This window comes from Nonomuraea zeae, from assembly GCF_005889725.1.
In the GTDB taxonomy this organism is placed as follows: Bacteria; Actinomycetota; Actinomycetes; order Streptosporangiales; family Streptosporangiaceae; genus Nonomuraea; species Nonomuraea zeae.
Genome location: NZ_VCKX01000152.1, coordinates 16,099 through 29,419 on the forward strand (window position 1 = coordinate 16,099; position 13,321 = coordinate 29,419).

Here is a 13,321-nt window from a genome sequence, read left to right on the forward strand (position 1 = left end):
ACCAGAACTCGTAGCAGTCCCCGTCAGCTCAGGGTGTAAGCACGCTTGACGGTCTGGGTGACCGATCCTCCCGCCGTGTCCGAAGCGGTGACCCGCAGCGAGATGAAGCCGGTGCTCTCCTTCAGCGCAGGATGGAGGAGCTTGACGGCGAAGCGGCCTTTGCCGTTCATCGAGACGTGGGCCTGCTGCCATGTCGACCCGTCGTCAGCCGAGTACTCGACCTTCAGCCTCTTGACCTCGGGCGCCTGGCGGATCGAGGAGTGCGCGCCGGCTCGGACCTCCAAGGCGAAGGGCCGCTGCGCCTTTGCCCGGTTGAGCAGGTCGAGCGGCAGTTCGTAGGTCAGGCGGATGGCTGGCTGTACCTGACATGAGGTGCCGAAGGCGCAGACATGGCCGGACGACGTGTTCGGCGTTTGCGTGGAGTGGAACCGCGAGCTGGTGCTCACCTCTGGTGACAACGTCCGTCCGCTGATGTCCACGCTCTCCAGCCGGTAGTCCAAGTCGCCGCCCGGGACGATGAAGGAGCGCGGATAGCGCCCCTGAACTGGGAACTCCCGACTACCGCCGAACAAGCGAGGGCTGGATTCGAGTGGGCTCAGGCCGCTGAGATGATGCGGATCGGAGTCGAGCCACTGCTCCGCCGGCACGAACCTGTCGCCGTCGCGGCACATCACACACGGCATGCCCGCTCGGCGATCGGGCACGTCGGAGGCGCCGGGCACCAGGGGCGCCTTGAACCAATGCTCACGGAGGCTGCGGTCGTGGCCGCTGAACCTCCGGCTGGACTCAAGCGTCAGGCTCTCACTGGTGATCTTGCGGTTCCACGCCACCCGGTCATCGACCGGGCCGAAGTACTCGTTACGCGTCGCCGGCAGGCGCAGTTCCTGACCATAGGTGATGCGCCCCGGCTCCTCGCCGGTGGCCGACTCTCCGAACTCCCAGCCGCTGGTGTCGGGACGGTCGGCATGATAGCTCGCAGCGATCTTGACGAGACTGCCGGCCTCGACGTTCACCGGCTTGGCCGGCACTCTTCCTCGATGGTCGTAGCGCAGGTGGTAGACGGCCTCCGGCCCGGTGTACGGCTCCATCCGGACTGAGAGCGGACGGCGGGCCAGCGCAGCCCGCAGCTCACGTCCCTTGTCCGCGGTCACCCCCAGAGCATGGAAGCCCGCCGAGGCGCCTGCCGGCACGCGCGCTCTGCCTGCCGGGATGTCGAGGTATCCGATGAAAGCGGCCGCGCCACGCTGCCGGGCTGTCTGGGCCGCCTGGTCCATGCGCCGGCTGGCGTCCACGTAGGGGAAATCGCCCGCCGGCAACGGCACTCCCGCCAGGGCCAGCTTTCCGGCAACGTCGACACCGTCGAAGTCCTCCGAGCGGCCTTGCCCCACCGACACGACGGGGTAGGTCTTGGCCTCCGTCATGTTCGTGCGCATCGCCTCGACGTCGTACACGGGATCAAGCCGGATCGCACCGGCCATCGCTGAGGCCAGCGGAGCCGGCTTGAGACTCCACGCCTGCGACAGCCGCACCTCACCCGCACTGGCCTTGGAGACAGGGGTGACGTAGAAGTCCTGGCCGACGGTTCCGCCGTAGACGGAGACGGGGTATTGCCGGTCGGGGAACGTGCGCACGTACCAGGAGTTGCCGCTGCCCCTGAGATCCTTCTGGGTGACGGGGTTGGTCGGTACGGTCTTGCGCGCGTCCAAGGTGACCGTCTTGTCGGCGTCTAGCTTCACGTGCTCGATGACCCAGCTCTGACGATTGCTCACCAGGTTTTCGTGGGCGACGCCGATCACCTCGTACTCGCCGGCGGGGAGCCTGACTTCGGCGTTGCCGAAGAAGTCGGTCCGGACGGCGTAGTACCCATACGGGTTGAAGGGGTCTTCCGGACTGTTCTCACGCTTGAGAGGGATCATGTAGATGCGCGGCTCGGTGCCCTCACGGCCGGGCACGAACTCCTTAGTCCCGTAGGCGTTGAGCAGCGAGATCCCGAGACGGTGCTGGGCCGGGCCGGTGTAGTAGCTGAACGGTGTGACGAGCTGGATGTCGCCGCTCGAAGCGCTCACCCAGCCGCCGTAGGCGCCCGTCGGCCCTCGGGTGGGGTCGACCGTGAGGTCGACCGTGACGGTGCCGTGCCCGGGGACGGTGACGCCCCTGGCGTTCAGGCGGACCGCCTTGTCCGGGGCGGGCTTGCCGCTCCAGCCTCGGGTGACCGGTTCCAGGGCCAGCGTCACACTCTCCTGACCGGTATTGCGGTAGGTGACGCGCCTGGTGGTGGAGGCCTCGCTGAGCAGGCCGAAGTCGACGACAGAGGTGGCGAAGACCTGCTGGCTGAGCGCTCGCCTCACATTGACCAGGCCGCTGCCCTGCTCGAACCAATTGTGGCCGTCATTGCGCTCCGCGGTGGAGGTCAGGGCGTCGCGCAGCTCGTCGGCGTCCCAGTCCGGGTGTTGCTGGGCAAGAATCGCCGCCGCTCCTGCTACGTGCGGGGTTGCCATGGAAGTGCCGCTGTTGGCCGTGTATCGGTCGTTGCCGGGGGCCGGTGCTACGAAGGAGGCGGCCGACCGGGCGGCGACGATGTCCACGCCGGGGGCGACGATGTTCGGTTTGACCGCCGCGTCGTCGAGCCGGGGCCCCTTGCTGGAGAAGCCGGCCAGTGTCTTGCCGTTCACCTTGTCCACGGCGCCGACGGCCAGCGCTTGGTCAGCGGCCGCCGGTACGCTGACCGTCAACGGGTCGTGGGCGTTTCCCGCGGCTGCGACGAACAACGTGCCGTGCTTCTTGGTGAGCTCGTTGAGCGCCTGGCTCATCGGGTCGCTGCCGTCGCCGCAGCAGCTGCCCAAGCTCATGTTGACCACGTCTGCCCCCTGCTCGGCAGCCCACTCCATGCCGGCGATGGCCCACGACCAATCGCCGTTGCCGTCGTCGGCGAGCACCTTGCCAACGAGCAGGGAGGCGCCGGGGGCGACTCCCTTGTATCTGCCGTCGGAGGCGCTGCCCGATCCGGCGATGGTCGAGGCGACGTGGGTGCCGTGGCCCTGCCTGTCGGCCAGGTCGGGAGAGGTGGAGAAGTTCGCGCTGGCGACGATCTTGCTGGCGAGGTCGGGGTGGTCGCCGTCGATGCCGGTGTCGAGGACGGCGACTTTGATGCCCGTCCCATCCAATCCACGTTCCCATCCAGCGGGTGCCCCAATGAGAGGCACGCTCTGATCGAGCGAGGCCTCCACTCGCCGATCCAGCCAGACTTTGGCGATCTCCCCCGCCGCCTGGCCGCTCTGCTGTACGGAGTCGCGCAGCGCCCCCCAGAAGCGGGCAGCCTGAGCCGGCTGCACCGTGAGCGCGGCGCCACCGACGCTATGCAGGATGCGGACGTTCTCGCCGGCCGGCAGCGCGCCGGCGGCGTTCTTCAGGGCTGACGGCTTCGGGCTGCCGGCGTAGCTGACGATCAACGGGATGGCGTCGACGCGCCGCTCTTTGGCCAGCGTCTCGACGTCGAACAGTTTCTCATCGAGCTTGCCGCCCGTGACCATTTCGACGGCGTCCGAGGGCAGGACCAGCCACCCGCCGTCCGCGCCGGGAAGCGTCGCGAACGTGATCGGCATGCCGTCAGGCCTGGGCGTCGGCTGGATGCTGATGGAGGGCGGTCCGTTCTCGGCCGGCGCATAGGTGACCACGTCACCGGTGATCAACGTGATGGTCAGCTCTTTGGCGACCTTGGCCCCGGCCGGAGCTGGGTCGGTGCGGGGCCGGCTCACGACGCCTGTGGTCGAGGCGGTCTCCTGGCCGGGCTCAGTGGCATGACCGGGAACAGTGGCGGCGGCCAGTGTCATCGCGACACCAGATAAGGCAGCCAGAAGCCGGGAGTGCATGCGGGTCACAACGTTCCTCTTCGTCCCATGGTGGGAGCACCCTGTCGAGGGGCCCCCAAATGTCGATCGCGGACTTTATCCCGACAATCGATTAAGTACTGCACATTTATCGCATTCCGGACCATGACTGCCAGACAGAAGGGCCGATTGCTCGCGGTCGATTCATCCGGGTCGCCCAGCACCGGGCGCACGACGGAACCAGGAGCGGAAGAATTGGCAGAAATAGTGCCATTTCTGGCAGACATGCAATCGACACTGGCTTTTCATGACGACGTCGAGGCGGCCGGCAACCGGATCGGCGCGTGCACATCGATCTGATCTTCCGGCGGTGTCACGGCAAGCCCTTGCTGCGCGGGCACCGCGTCCGACAGGCCTGGGCCGGCTAAGGTCCACCCGACACCAGACACACGGATGGGGAGAGGTTTTGCAGGTGTCCGGATTCAAGCGCGAGTTGGAAGAAATCCCTCTTGATGAGGCATTTCCGCATGGTGGACTATGAGCGAGCACCTTTCTGGATCATGGAGGCATCACATCCCAGAAAGTAGCGCTCCCTTCAGGGGCCGGGACTTCTGCTCGTGCCGTCCCGGCGGCAGGGGCGTGCAGCCGCCAGCCGGGTCGCCGAAGTCCCCGACCGTCATGACCCGGCTGGCGGCCCGGGTGACCGCTGATCGGCTTTGTGGCACTGACTGGAAGCGTGTCCAGTTAGTGCGAAAGTGTTCCTCGCGTATCACCGTTCCTCGTATATCACCGTACAGAGCCGGGTAGTCGATGGGCGGTCTGATGGCATGCGGACCGTTTCCGTCCTCTCCCGCTGGCCCGGGGTGAGTCGACCTCGATAGCCTGCGAACCCGCGTCCCGAAGTTGCCAGGCGACGCGAATCACGCATGGTTCCAAAGAAAGAGAGAAGGCATGACATTGAGCGAGGAGGGGCCGGCCCGCGGGAGCGCACAGCCCGACCAATCTCGAACCGCGGAAGTGACGACCGCCACGCAGGCATTGGAGGACATTCTCCAGGAGTTCACACGCTGCCTGCGTATCCGGAGCACTGACGAGGTCCTCCGCCTGTTCGCGGACGACGTGATCTGGTTCGGTTCGGCGGCGCACGAGCACGCGCGCGGACTGGCGCAGCTACGCCGATTCCTGGCCGACGATGTCTTCAAACGGCCGTACACCGTCGAGTGGGTATGGGAACCTCCGCTGGTCGCCGTTTCGGGGCAGGTGGCATGGTTCGTCGCACCGACTATCGCCGTCCTTCATCACGACGACGGCAATCAGACGCGCCTCGTCTATCGAATGAGCGGTGTGATCGAGCACGTCGCCAACGGCCGATGGGTCATCAAACTCTTCAACGGGGCCGAGCCTGCACGGTCTGCTGACGCGGAGTGAGTCTGAGCGGCCGGGCGAGCCGGATCGAACCCGTGAGTAAGCACACCCGGATCGCCTCGCGCTTGGTGCACCACCTAGTCAACACGCCTGGCGGCCCGGTGTGGTCGGATCAGCGCCAGCAGCCCGGTCGTCTCCGGCTCCTCGGGCATCAGGCCGGCCAGCACTTCGGCCGGTGCGTCCAGGCGAAACCGGTCGGCGACGGCAGCTGGCGGCAGGTCATCGGGCCCCGGGGGCACGCGGTTTCTTCTCGGGCAGCGCAGGTCGGGCGTCTCCCGGGTGAGGGTCCATGATCCAGCTGGTCTCGCAGATCTGGGCGCCGGCTTCGGAGAAAGCCTGCTCCCACCGGGCCGTGTCCGGCGCGTGCACCGTTCAGCAGGAGTCGATGCCGGATGGCCGATGAGATCGGCCCATTCGTGCCGCCGGACGAGAGCTCCACGGGCCGCCGGCTGTTCTTCCTCGCATGGTTGCACGGCGGCGCAGGCAGCTGTGCGGACGAGGCGTCCGATCCGAGTTGGCTGTTACAGCGTTCGAAATGGCAGTTTTCCTCCGCATATCGGCGTGCCTGACCGGATTAGATAGAGCGGGACTCGATCGTCGAGAGCGGGGGTTCAAGTGGCAGATATCAAGCAAATCGTGGGCGGCGTCGGCCGGCATGCCGCGCTGGCCCGCGCCTGCGAGGTGATCGGCATCCTCCAGTCCTCGGCAGACAGCCGGTACGGCGTCAACGTGGCCGGTCGAGGACGAATCGGCAGGACCGTGAAGGGCTCAGCAGGCCATTGAAGGGTGCATCCGCAGACGGCGAGGCCTGAGACGAGCGGACATCTCTGACGGCATTCGCTCTTGCACCGCCGATAAACGTGTTACCGGACCCGAATACCCATATCAACGCATGATGTGCTCATATTCCACGGCAGGCGCGAGAGTGAACGCTTTCGCGTTGCGCGTCGCTGCCGCCCTCCTGGCCGTGCTGGTCGCGGGCTGTGCGGCCAACCAGGGCGGGCAGCCCGAGGTGGGCGACACCCGATTCGTCGCCGGTGACGGGACGATGCAGGTGTTCGAGGCCTCCGAACGCCGGGCCGCGCCCGCTATCGAGGGGCCGACGCTCGATGGCGGCGAAGCCTCGCTGGCCGCGCACAAGGGCAAGGTCGTCGTGCTCAACTTCTGGGCGTCGTGGTGCGGCCCGTGCCGGGCGGAGGCGCCGGTGCTCAAGGAGGTCGCGGCCAAGACCAAGGGCAGCGGCGTGGAGTTCCTCGGCGTCGACTTCAAGGACCGGCAGGCCGACGCGCTGGCGTTCGAGCGCACCGAGCAGACCGGCTATCCCCACCTGTTCGACCAGCCGGGCAAGGTGGCGCTGGCCTTCCAGGGCACCGTGCCGCCCGCGGCCATCCCGTCCACGCTGATCATCGACAAGCAGGGCAGGATCGCGGCCAGGGCGCTGGGCGCGGTCACATACTCCGACCTGATGAGAACGGTCACCAAGGTGCGCGATCAATGAGATCACCTCTGAGCCGCTGCGGTTCCTGGTCCCGCCGCGGGTGGGTGGGACCGCGGTGACGGACGACCGCGGCCCTGCGGCGCCTGGTCAGCGCGCGCCCTCGCATGATTTGATGGGCGCCGACGAGCCACCAAGCGACGGGCAGCGGCAACGCACGCCCGTCAAGCTCGGGCTCGTGGGCTGGCTGCGCTGGGGGTGGCGGACGCTCACCTCGATGCGGACGGCCTTGATCCTGCTGTTCTTGTTCGCCCTGGCCTCCGTGCCTGGGTCACTGGTACCCCAGCGTGGCGTCGAGCCCGAGAAGGTGGCGCGGCTCTATCAGGACAACTCCGCGCTGGCCGAGTGGTACGACAGATTCCAGCTCTTCGACGTCTTCACCTCGGCCTGGTTCGCGGCGATCTACCTGCTGCTGTTCACCTCACTGATCGGCTGCATCGTCCCGCGCACCGCAGCCTATCTGCGCGACATGCGCCGCAAGCCGCCCGCCGCGCCCAAGATCCTTTCGCGACTGCCCCATTACGCGTCCCTCAGCGACGGGCTCACGGTGGATGAGGCGGCCGGGCGGCTGCGCCGGATGCGCTTTCGCGTCGCGACCGGCGACGGCTGGGTAGCCGCCGAGAAGGGCCGCCTGCACGAGACCGGCAACCTGTTCTTCCACGTCTCGCTGCTCGGGCTGCTGGTCGCGGTCGGCATAGGCTCCCTGTTCGGCTATCGCGCCAACGTCCTGGTCGTGGAGGGCGACGGGTTCGCCAACACCGTCGCCACCTACGACCGCTACCTTCCCGGGCCGCAGGTCTCTGCCGAGTCGCTGGAGCCGTTCTCCTTCGAACTGACCGACTTCGAGGCCACCTACCAGGTCGAGGGCGACAAGCGCGGGCAGGAGCTCGACTACTCCGCCTACCTCAAGGTCCGCGACTCGCCCGATGCCCCCGCCCGCCACTTCGAACTCAAAGTCAACGAGCCGCTGGAGGTCAACGGAACTCAGACGTACCTCATCGGCCACGGCTACGCCCCGGTCTTCAGGGTCACCGACGGCAAAGGGCAGGTGGCCTTCGAGGGTCCGGTACCGTGCCTGATCGAGGACAACTCCACACTCACCTCAGGGTGTGTGATCAAGGTGCCCGACGCGCGCCCGTCCCCGATGGGGTTCCTGCTGCGGTTCCTGCCCACCAGCGTGCAGCTGCCCGACGGCACCCACGCCTCGGCCTTCCCCGGCCGGCTGAACCCGCGAGCCCAGGTCGTCCTGGCCGTGAGCGGCGACCTCGGCCTGAGGAGTGGCCAGCCACAGTCGGTCTACCAGCTTCCCCCGATAGAGGTCCTGCAGACCCTCACGCCGCTCGTCACCCCTGACAAGCCCCGCCCGCCACTGGCCGCCGGGCAGTCGCTCGACCTGCCCACCGGGGCGGGCAAGCTGGAGTTCATCGAGGTCAAGGAGTGGATGACGCTCCAGATCACCTATGACCCCGGCCGCGTGCCCGCGCTCATCTCCGCCGCGACAGCAGTGATCGCCATCGTGCTCTCACTATCGATCCGCCGCCGCAGGGTGTTCGTACGGATCAAGGACGGCACGGCCGACGCGGGTGGGCTGACCCGCGCCGAAGGCTCCGCGGCGGGCTTCGCCGAGGAGTTCGCCAGCATCGTCAAGACTCTATCGGCGAGAGAGAAGAAGGGCCCCTGAGCAACCGGGCCGTCCTCCTCACCGTCCTGCTTCTACCTGGTCGCCATGATGGGCTCCGCGATGGACCTCACTGCCGGCCCCGCTACAGCGCCCCACTGAGGTAATTCCATCCTGAGATCCCAGGTCGCGCCCCTTGCCTGAGTTCGCTTGGCAGTGTTCGGGCAGGTCACCGCGCCTGATCATGGTGTGTGATCGTCTGTCACCGGGTGATTTCGCTGTGGGTCAGCACCAGCAGCGCACGCAGCAGCATGGTGGCTTGAGTGGCGTCCATGCGGAGCTTGGTGAGGATGCGCCAGTTCTTCAGGTCGGCGAAGGCGTGCTCGACGGGGGCGCGTTCGCTGTTGATGAGCTGGTTGGCCTGCTTTTGGGCGGTGGTGAGGGGTTGGGTGCGGGTGGCCTTGCGGCCGGTGATGACGACCGGGTCGTCGGGGTCGCCGTCGAGCCCGACGAAGCCGAGGTCGGCCAGGGCGCCCAGGCCCGCCTGGCGTAGCTTCTGCACGAGGTTGTGGTGGCGGGCGGTGGTGATCTCGGAGGCGCGGCCGGGCCGGGCGGCGGAGATCCACAGCAGGTTCCCGGCGGTGTCGGTGAGGGCCAGGAAGAGCAGGCCGTGCGTTTTGTGCTTGCCCGAGTAGTTCTTGCGGTTGTCTTTGCCGCTGCGGCGCTCGGTGCGGATCAGGGTGCCATCGATCAGTACGACCTCGCCGCCCCACTTGGCGATCTTGGCCAGGGCGCGGTCCAGGCGTGGTGCCCGCGCGGCCAGCAGACGCAGGACCTCCTGCACCCAGCGGCGCACGGTGCCAGGCGAGACGTCATTGCCGCCGGCCATGTCGGCCAGGCGCTGGTCATGGCGCAGCACGGCGAGCACGATGACTGCGATCTTCCCGGCCGGGAGCTTGCGCCAGCGTGATCCGATCGCTTTCAGATGGCCGCGCAACAGGTCGGCGACGAAGGTGAGGGTCTTGGCCGACAACGGCAGCCGAACCTGATAGACAGCGGGTGTGCCCTCGGCGGGCTCGTTGGTTGTTGTCACAAACCGCCAGGCCCCCGCCGAGGGCGCGCTTCGCGGCCCGAATCTACCGGGTCTGCGGAAGGCGCCCCTGGTCAGGGGCGAAGGCGGGCGGTATGCAGGATCGTGCCGGGATCGGCGCCGGCGGGCCAGAATGTCAGGCCGGGGTCAGGGCGGCGGGGCGAAACTCCCGGCCGGCATCTTGCGCAGCCAGCCCCGCTCGGCCAGCCGGTTCAGCTTGGCCCGGGTACCTTCCACCTGCCCTGATGCGGTGCCCAGCCCGGCCGCATGGCAGATGTGCTTGCAGATCAGCGGGCCGGCCGCGTCCGTCACGGTCTGCAGGAGAAGCTGGTAGTCGGCGGGGAGTTCGTCGGCGCCGGAGACCTGGTGCCGGTGGGGGACGATCACGAAACCGGAGTCGGCGGGCGCGCTGGTGGTGGCGCCGGGCGCCTGCGCCGGCGTGTCCTGACCGGCAGATTCGGGCTCGGCGAGCATCTGGGTGACGACCTGCTCGGCCACGCTCACCCGGTCGAGTTCGTGTTGGGTGTCGGCCAGTTGCTTGGTCAAATGCTGTGCCTGCTCGGCCAGTTCGGCCGACGGGCGGCGATCCGTTCCAGCAGCGATGACATCCCGCCTCACCTCCGGCGATTACCGTAGATAACTACACGGATACGGACCTAGAGGGAGGATGTGGCCGGCTGCGGTGGAATCGGCCAGAAACATTGATCCGCTGATGACGGACGATCACTCGTCATGATTCCTGGGAGTCACCAGCCCGAGTACGTCCAACGACGATCACACCACGCCTTTGACCTGCTGGTTCAGGTTGAACCGAGCTCAGTGGGCGAAGGTGACGCCGAGCCGGTCGGGCAGCACGTCCAGGCAGCGATGCGTGACGGCATCGATGATGACGGTGGCATAGCGCTGACCCCGCTTGATCGCGAAGTCGTCGACACCGATCGCCGCCGCGACATCCGGCGCCGGCTCCGGCACTGCCATCAGGACGCTCAGCACGCTGGTACGGCTGAGCAGGAATCCAGTCGAGGCCAGCAGAGCGGCCCCGCCTCGCCCGGCCAGCGCCAGCGCGCACGCGATCACCAGCGCCGTCGCACCCGGCGTGCGCCGGCAGTAGCGGCTGGCCAGCCCCGGCACCTGCTCATGGAAGGTCTGCCGCGCGCAGTCCAGGTTGACGCACGCCAAGCGCCGTAACCTCAGCTCGATTACCACGGGCATCCCGTCCACCAGACGGTCGGCCAGGCGGCGCCGATGATAGCCGTGCACCTTGCCCGTGGCCACCCCGCACGACGGGCAGCACACCGGATCCCCTCGCGTGCGGGCCGCCACCTGGATCTGGCCGTCCTGACGGTCTATTTGCTCGATCTCCACCGCGGTCAGGTGCGGGAAGAGCATGTTCACCATGTCACGGTCGCACACCGTTCACGGTCCCATCCAGAACAGCAGCGTGTGGGGAAACAGGACAAGCTGTCACCACGGGAATCTTGGCAGAGCCCCTGAAGTGACAACCTCCCGCCGCCGTACCCACTGATCAACTGAGTGGCGGCCGGCCGGAGCTATGGGAGTTCCGGGCATCACGGACCACTAACAGGACCAAGAAGCCACAGGTCGCTACCGCCAATTCCTGCACTCAGTCTCGAAGGCCGGGTTCACATGAGCCCAGAACGCGCCCGGGAGGCGAGACGGCGGGTATCCGGGTCAGGTGCCGCCGGGGTGAGGTTCAGCCGGTCAGGCCGGCGTCGTGGGCGAGCTTGTCGAGAATGCGCGAGATGTGGGCCTTCACGGTCGCGATGCTCATGAACAACTCGCCGCTGATCTCGGCGTTGGACCTGCCCCGGCCCACGGCGACGGCCACCTCCCGTTCCCGTTCGCTGAGCAGCCTCAGCATGCGTACGGCGTGCTGCCGCCGGGCGGCGGCGCCGGTGTCGGCGACGTGGGCGATCAACTGGCGGGTCACCGTCGGCGACAAGATGGGCTCCCCGGCCGACACTCGTGCCTTCGTCAGCAGGCTCTCAGATGTGTATGCGGCCGTCTGCATCCCGTACAGCTCGGCGTAGCGACCCTGGGCTTTCAGCAGTTCCTGGTGTGTGCCGTGTTCGATGAGGGTCCCCTTGTCGAGGACGAGGATCAGGTCGGATCCGGCAAGCATCGAGCGGTGTGACACGATCATGGTGATTGCCGCGGTGGCACCGGGAGGACTGTTGATCGTGTACGGCTGGCTGGACCCGCGACCGGCCCCTGCCGATGAACTGGCCGCTGACCGTACACGGCTTCAACGTGGACCTCATCACCGCCGACCCGGAGCGCCTGGCGCGCGCCAGGGCCTTCATCAGGGCGGGGTTGCGCACCGGGACCCTCGCCCCCGTCATCGACCGCACTTTCGACCTGGCCGACGTCGCTGAGGCCCACCGCCACCTGGAATCAAACACTCAGTTCGGCAAGATCGTCGTCACCGTGCGGCACTGAACAGGCCCCGGACGCACCCCGAGGTCCAGGCGAACCCACCGGGCCGGAACCGGGGCTTGATCGACAATGGAACGGTCATTGGTGAGTCAGGCTTTAGGCGTTCCAGTCAACCCATAGCTCATAGTCGGGGCCAACGTTGATCGGGATCTGATAGCACGCATAATGGGACCACCAGGCTCTATCTCTCCCGAGCGTGCCGTAGGCATGGCACTCCGCCCGGTTGTACTCATTGTCAAGCTTATTGAATGTCGAGTGGTATTCGAGTGCGCTGCTGTTTGCCGCTGTTGCTGGGCTAGTTGTCCCACCGAGTAGTGCCAGTGCGGCCGCGATCGAGGTCAGCGCTATCTTTAACCCTTTTTGGTTGCGTGGAATCGTCACCATGTTCGCGCTTCCTTCCCCTGCCAATCAACTTGCTCGTCTGATGATGCGTTACTGCGCAGATCCCGGATTAATTTATTGAAATTCTCCGGCCTCCTCTCATAACGAGAATGACTCTCGAAAGGAAAAAAATAAAGTTGGATTTATGCCTTCTGTCGCATGATTAATGCCATCTCTTCCTCAACGCCATGGTCCGGACCACAGGCACCGGGGAGAGCACAGCCGACCGGGAAACCGGCGGAAGACAGGGCCTTGGTTGGCTGTGATGACCTCAGGTCAGGAGATCCAAAGTTTCGGGCGCTTCCCAGGCGGTCAGATGCCGGGCAGGTTCGGTTTCCTGGTGCGCGAACTGGTTGATCAGGTCGACGAGGGCTTGCCGGTCCTGCTCGGACAGGTCCTCCAGGAGGCGATCACCCGCTCGAGGACCTCAACCGTGGCCTGGGGCGCGATGGCGTCATCGTCGCTGAGGTTCAGCCTGATGACGACCTCGGTGAGAGCTCTGGCAAGGGGTGTCAGTTTCCGAAGTCGAGTGCACTGATGTGCGAAGTGGTCTGCACGCGCGTTGTGGGCGGAAAAGTAGACGGTGTTCCCGCGCACCGGGTACCTGTTCCTCGGGAGCCACTTGACTTACATGCCTGACACTCTTTCGGCACCCCAGATAACAGCAGGCGTCACCTCTCCAGGCCTCACGGCCTTCCTTGACCGAGACGGCGGCCCTCTCTGTCAGACTGCTGTGATACATGGGACGTATGAGTCCTTTTGATGCGAAGCAGGGCGAGGCAGGACGATCGAGACAGTGGCCATGACCCTCGCCTTCCAGACCGCCTTGACGGGGCAGGATGGTCGGGTGACCGATGAGCAGCCGACCCGGCCCAAACGGCGGACGTTCACCAAGGCCTACAAGGCGCGGATCCTGGCCGCCTTCGACGCGCTGCCCGAAGGCAGCCCCGAGCGGGGTGCCCTGCTCCGTAAGGAACGGCTGTATCACTCCCATATCGTGCACTGGAGAAAGCAGGCCGAGAACGGCA

13 protein-coding genes and 1 pseudogene are annotated in these 13,321 nt (G+C 66.6%); 8 read left to right on the forward strand and 6 right to left on the reverse strand.

The genetic code is table 11. The features are described from left to right. Positions 1 to 23: 23 nt before the first annotated feature. On the reverse strand, positions 24 to 3,869 hold the full coding sequence (locus ETD85_RS37170) for a S8 family peptidase (RefSeq protein WP_240779674.1): 3,846 nt from the start codon (positions 3,867 to 3,869) through the stop codon (positions 24 to 26). Positions 3,870 to 3,992: 123 nt separating this feature from the next. Between ETD85_RS37170 and ETD85_RS37175 the strand changes: the two genes are divergently transcribed. Together ETD85_RS37175 and ETD85_RS37180 are read left to right on the forward strand one after the other, a co-directional pair. Further along, on the forward strand, positions 3,993 to 4,187 hold the full coding sequence (locus ETD85_RS37175; protein ID WP_138694514.1) for a hypothetical protein: 195 nt from the start codon (positions 3,993 to 3,995) through the stop codon (positions 4,185 to 4,187). A 591-nt stretch (positions 4,188 to 4,778) separates the two neighbouring features. Continuing rightward, entirely contained in the window at positions 4,779 to 5,255 is a 477-nt protein-coding gene (locus ETD85_RS37180; RefSeq protein WP_138694515.1) for a YybH family protein, read from the forward strand. 74 nt (positions 5,256 to 5,329) lie between these two features. Here ETD85_RS37180 and ETD85_RS63540 read toward each other — a convergent pair whose 3' ends face one another. Continuing rightward, positions 5,330 to 5,491 carry a hypothetical protein gene (locus ETD85_RS63540; RefSeq protein ID WP_170247038.1) on the reverse strand — a complete coding sequence of 54 codons (162 nt, stop codon included), beginning with the start codon at positions 5,489 to 5,491 and terminating at the stop codon, positions 5,330 to 5,332. 153 nt (positions 5,492 to 5,644) lie between these two features. Between ETD85_RS63540 and ETD85_RS63545 the strand changes: the two genes are divergently transcribed. The 4 genes from ETD85_RS63545 (at position 5,645) to resB (ending at position 8,428) form a co-directional block, all read left to right on the forward strand. Then, entirely contained in the window at positions 5,645 to 5,821 is a 177-nt protein-coding gene (locus ETD85_RS63545) for a hypothetical protein (RefSeq protein WP_170247039.1), read from the forward strand. A 67-nt stretch (positions 5,822 to 5,888) separates the two neighbouring features. Further along, positions 5,889 to 6,035: a hypothetical protein gene (locus ETD85_RS63550; protein WP_170247040.1), complete on the forward strand. Its 147-nt coding sequence runs from the start codon at positions 5,889 to 5,891 to the stop codon at positions 6,033 to 6,035. 157 nt (positions 6,036 to 6,192) lie between these two features. Beyond that, positions 6,193 to 6,750: a TlpA family protein disulfide reductase gene (locus tag ETD85_RS37185; RefSeq protein ID WP_138694516.1), complete on the forward strand. Its 558-nt coding sequence runs from the start codon at positions 6,193 to 6,195 to the stop codon at positions 6,748 to 6,750. Between the two features lie 112 nt (positions 6,751 to 6,862). Further along, complete coding sequence (resB, locus tag ETD85_RS37190; protein ID WP_138694517.1) at positions 6,863 to 8,428, forward strand: cytochrome c biogenesis protein ResB; 1,566 nt, start codon at positions 6,863 to 6,865, stop codon at positions 8,426 to 8,428. Between the two features lie 199 nt (positions 8,429 to 8,627). Here resB and ETD85_RS37195 read toward each other — a convergent pair whose 3' ends face one another. The 4 genes from ETD85_RS37195 to ETD85_RS37210 all read right to left on the reverse strand — a co-directional run bounded on the left by ETD85_RS37195 (position 8,628) and on the right by ETD85_RS37210 (position 11,598). After that, on the reverse strand, positions 8,628 to 9,398 hold the full coding sequence (locus ETD85_RS37195; RefSeq protein WP_206059108.1) for a transposase family protein: 771 nt from the start codon (positions 9,396 to 9,398) through the stop codon (positions 8,628 to 8,630). Positions 9,399 to 9,602: 204 nt separating this feature from the next. Then, positions 9,603 to 10,073, reverse strand: coding sequence for a hypothetical protein (locus ETD85_RS37200; protein WP_138694519.1), 471 nt, complete (start codon positions 10,071 to 10,073; stop codon positions 9,603 to 9,605). Between the two features lie 198 nt (positions 10,074 to 10,271). Then, positions 10,272 to 10,844: a transposase family protein gene (locus ETD85_RS37205; RefSeq protein ID WP_170247041.1), complete on the reverse strand. Its 573-nt coding sequence runs from the start codon at positions 10,842 to 10,844 to the stop codon at positions 10,272 to 10,274. Between the two features lie 325 nt (positions 10,845 to 11,169). Next, on the reverse strand, positions 11,170 to 11,598 hold the full coding sequence (locus ETD85_RS37210; RefSeq protein ID WP_240779673.1) for a response regulator transcription factor: 429 nt from the start codon (positions 11,596 to 11,598) through the stop codon (positions 11,170 to 11,172). A 95-nt stretch (positions 11,599 to 11,693) separates the two neighbouring features. On the opposite strand from ETD85_RS37210, the gene ETD85_RS64900 reads away from it, so the two are divergent. After that, complete coding sequence (locus tag ETD85_RS64900; RefSeq protein WP_206059109.1) at positions 11,694 to 11,915, forward strand: zinc-binding dehydrogenase; 222 nt, start codon at positions 11,694 to 11,696, stop codon at positions 11,913 to 11,915. Between the two features lie 1,174 nt (positions 11,916 to 13,089). After that, positions 13,090 to 13,321: pseudogene (locus ETD85_RS37220) on the forward strand (hypothetical protein); the annotation flags it as partial.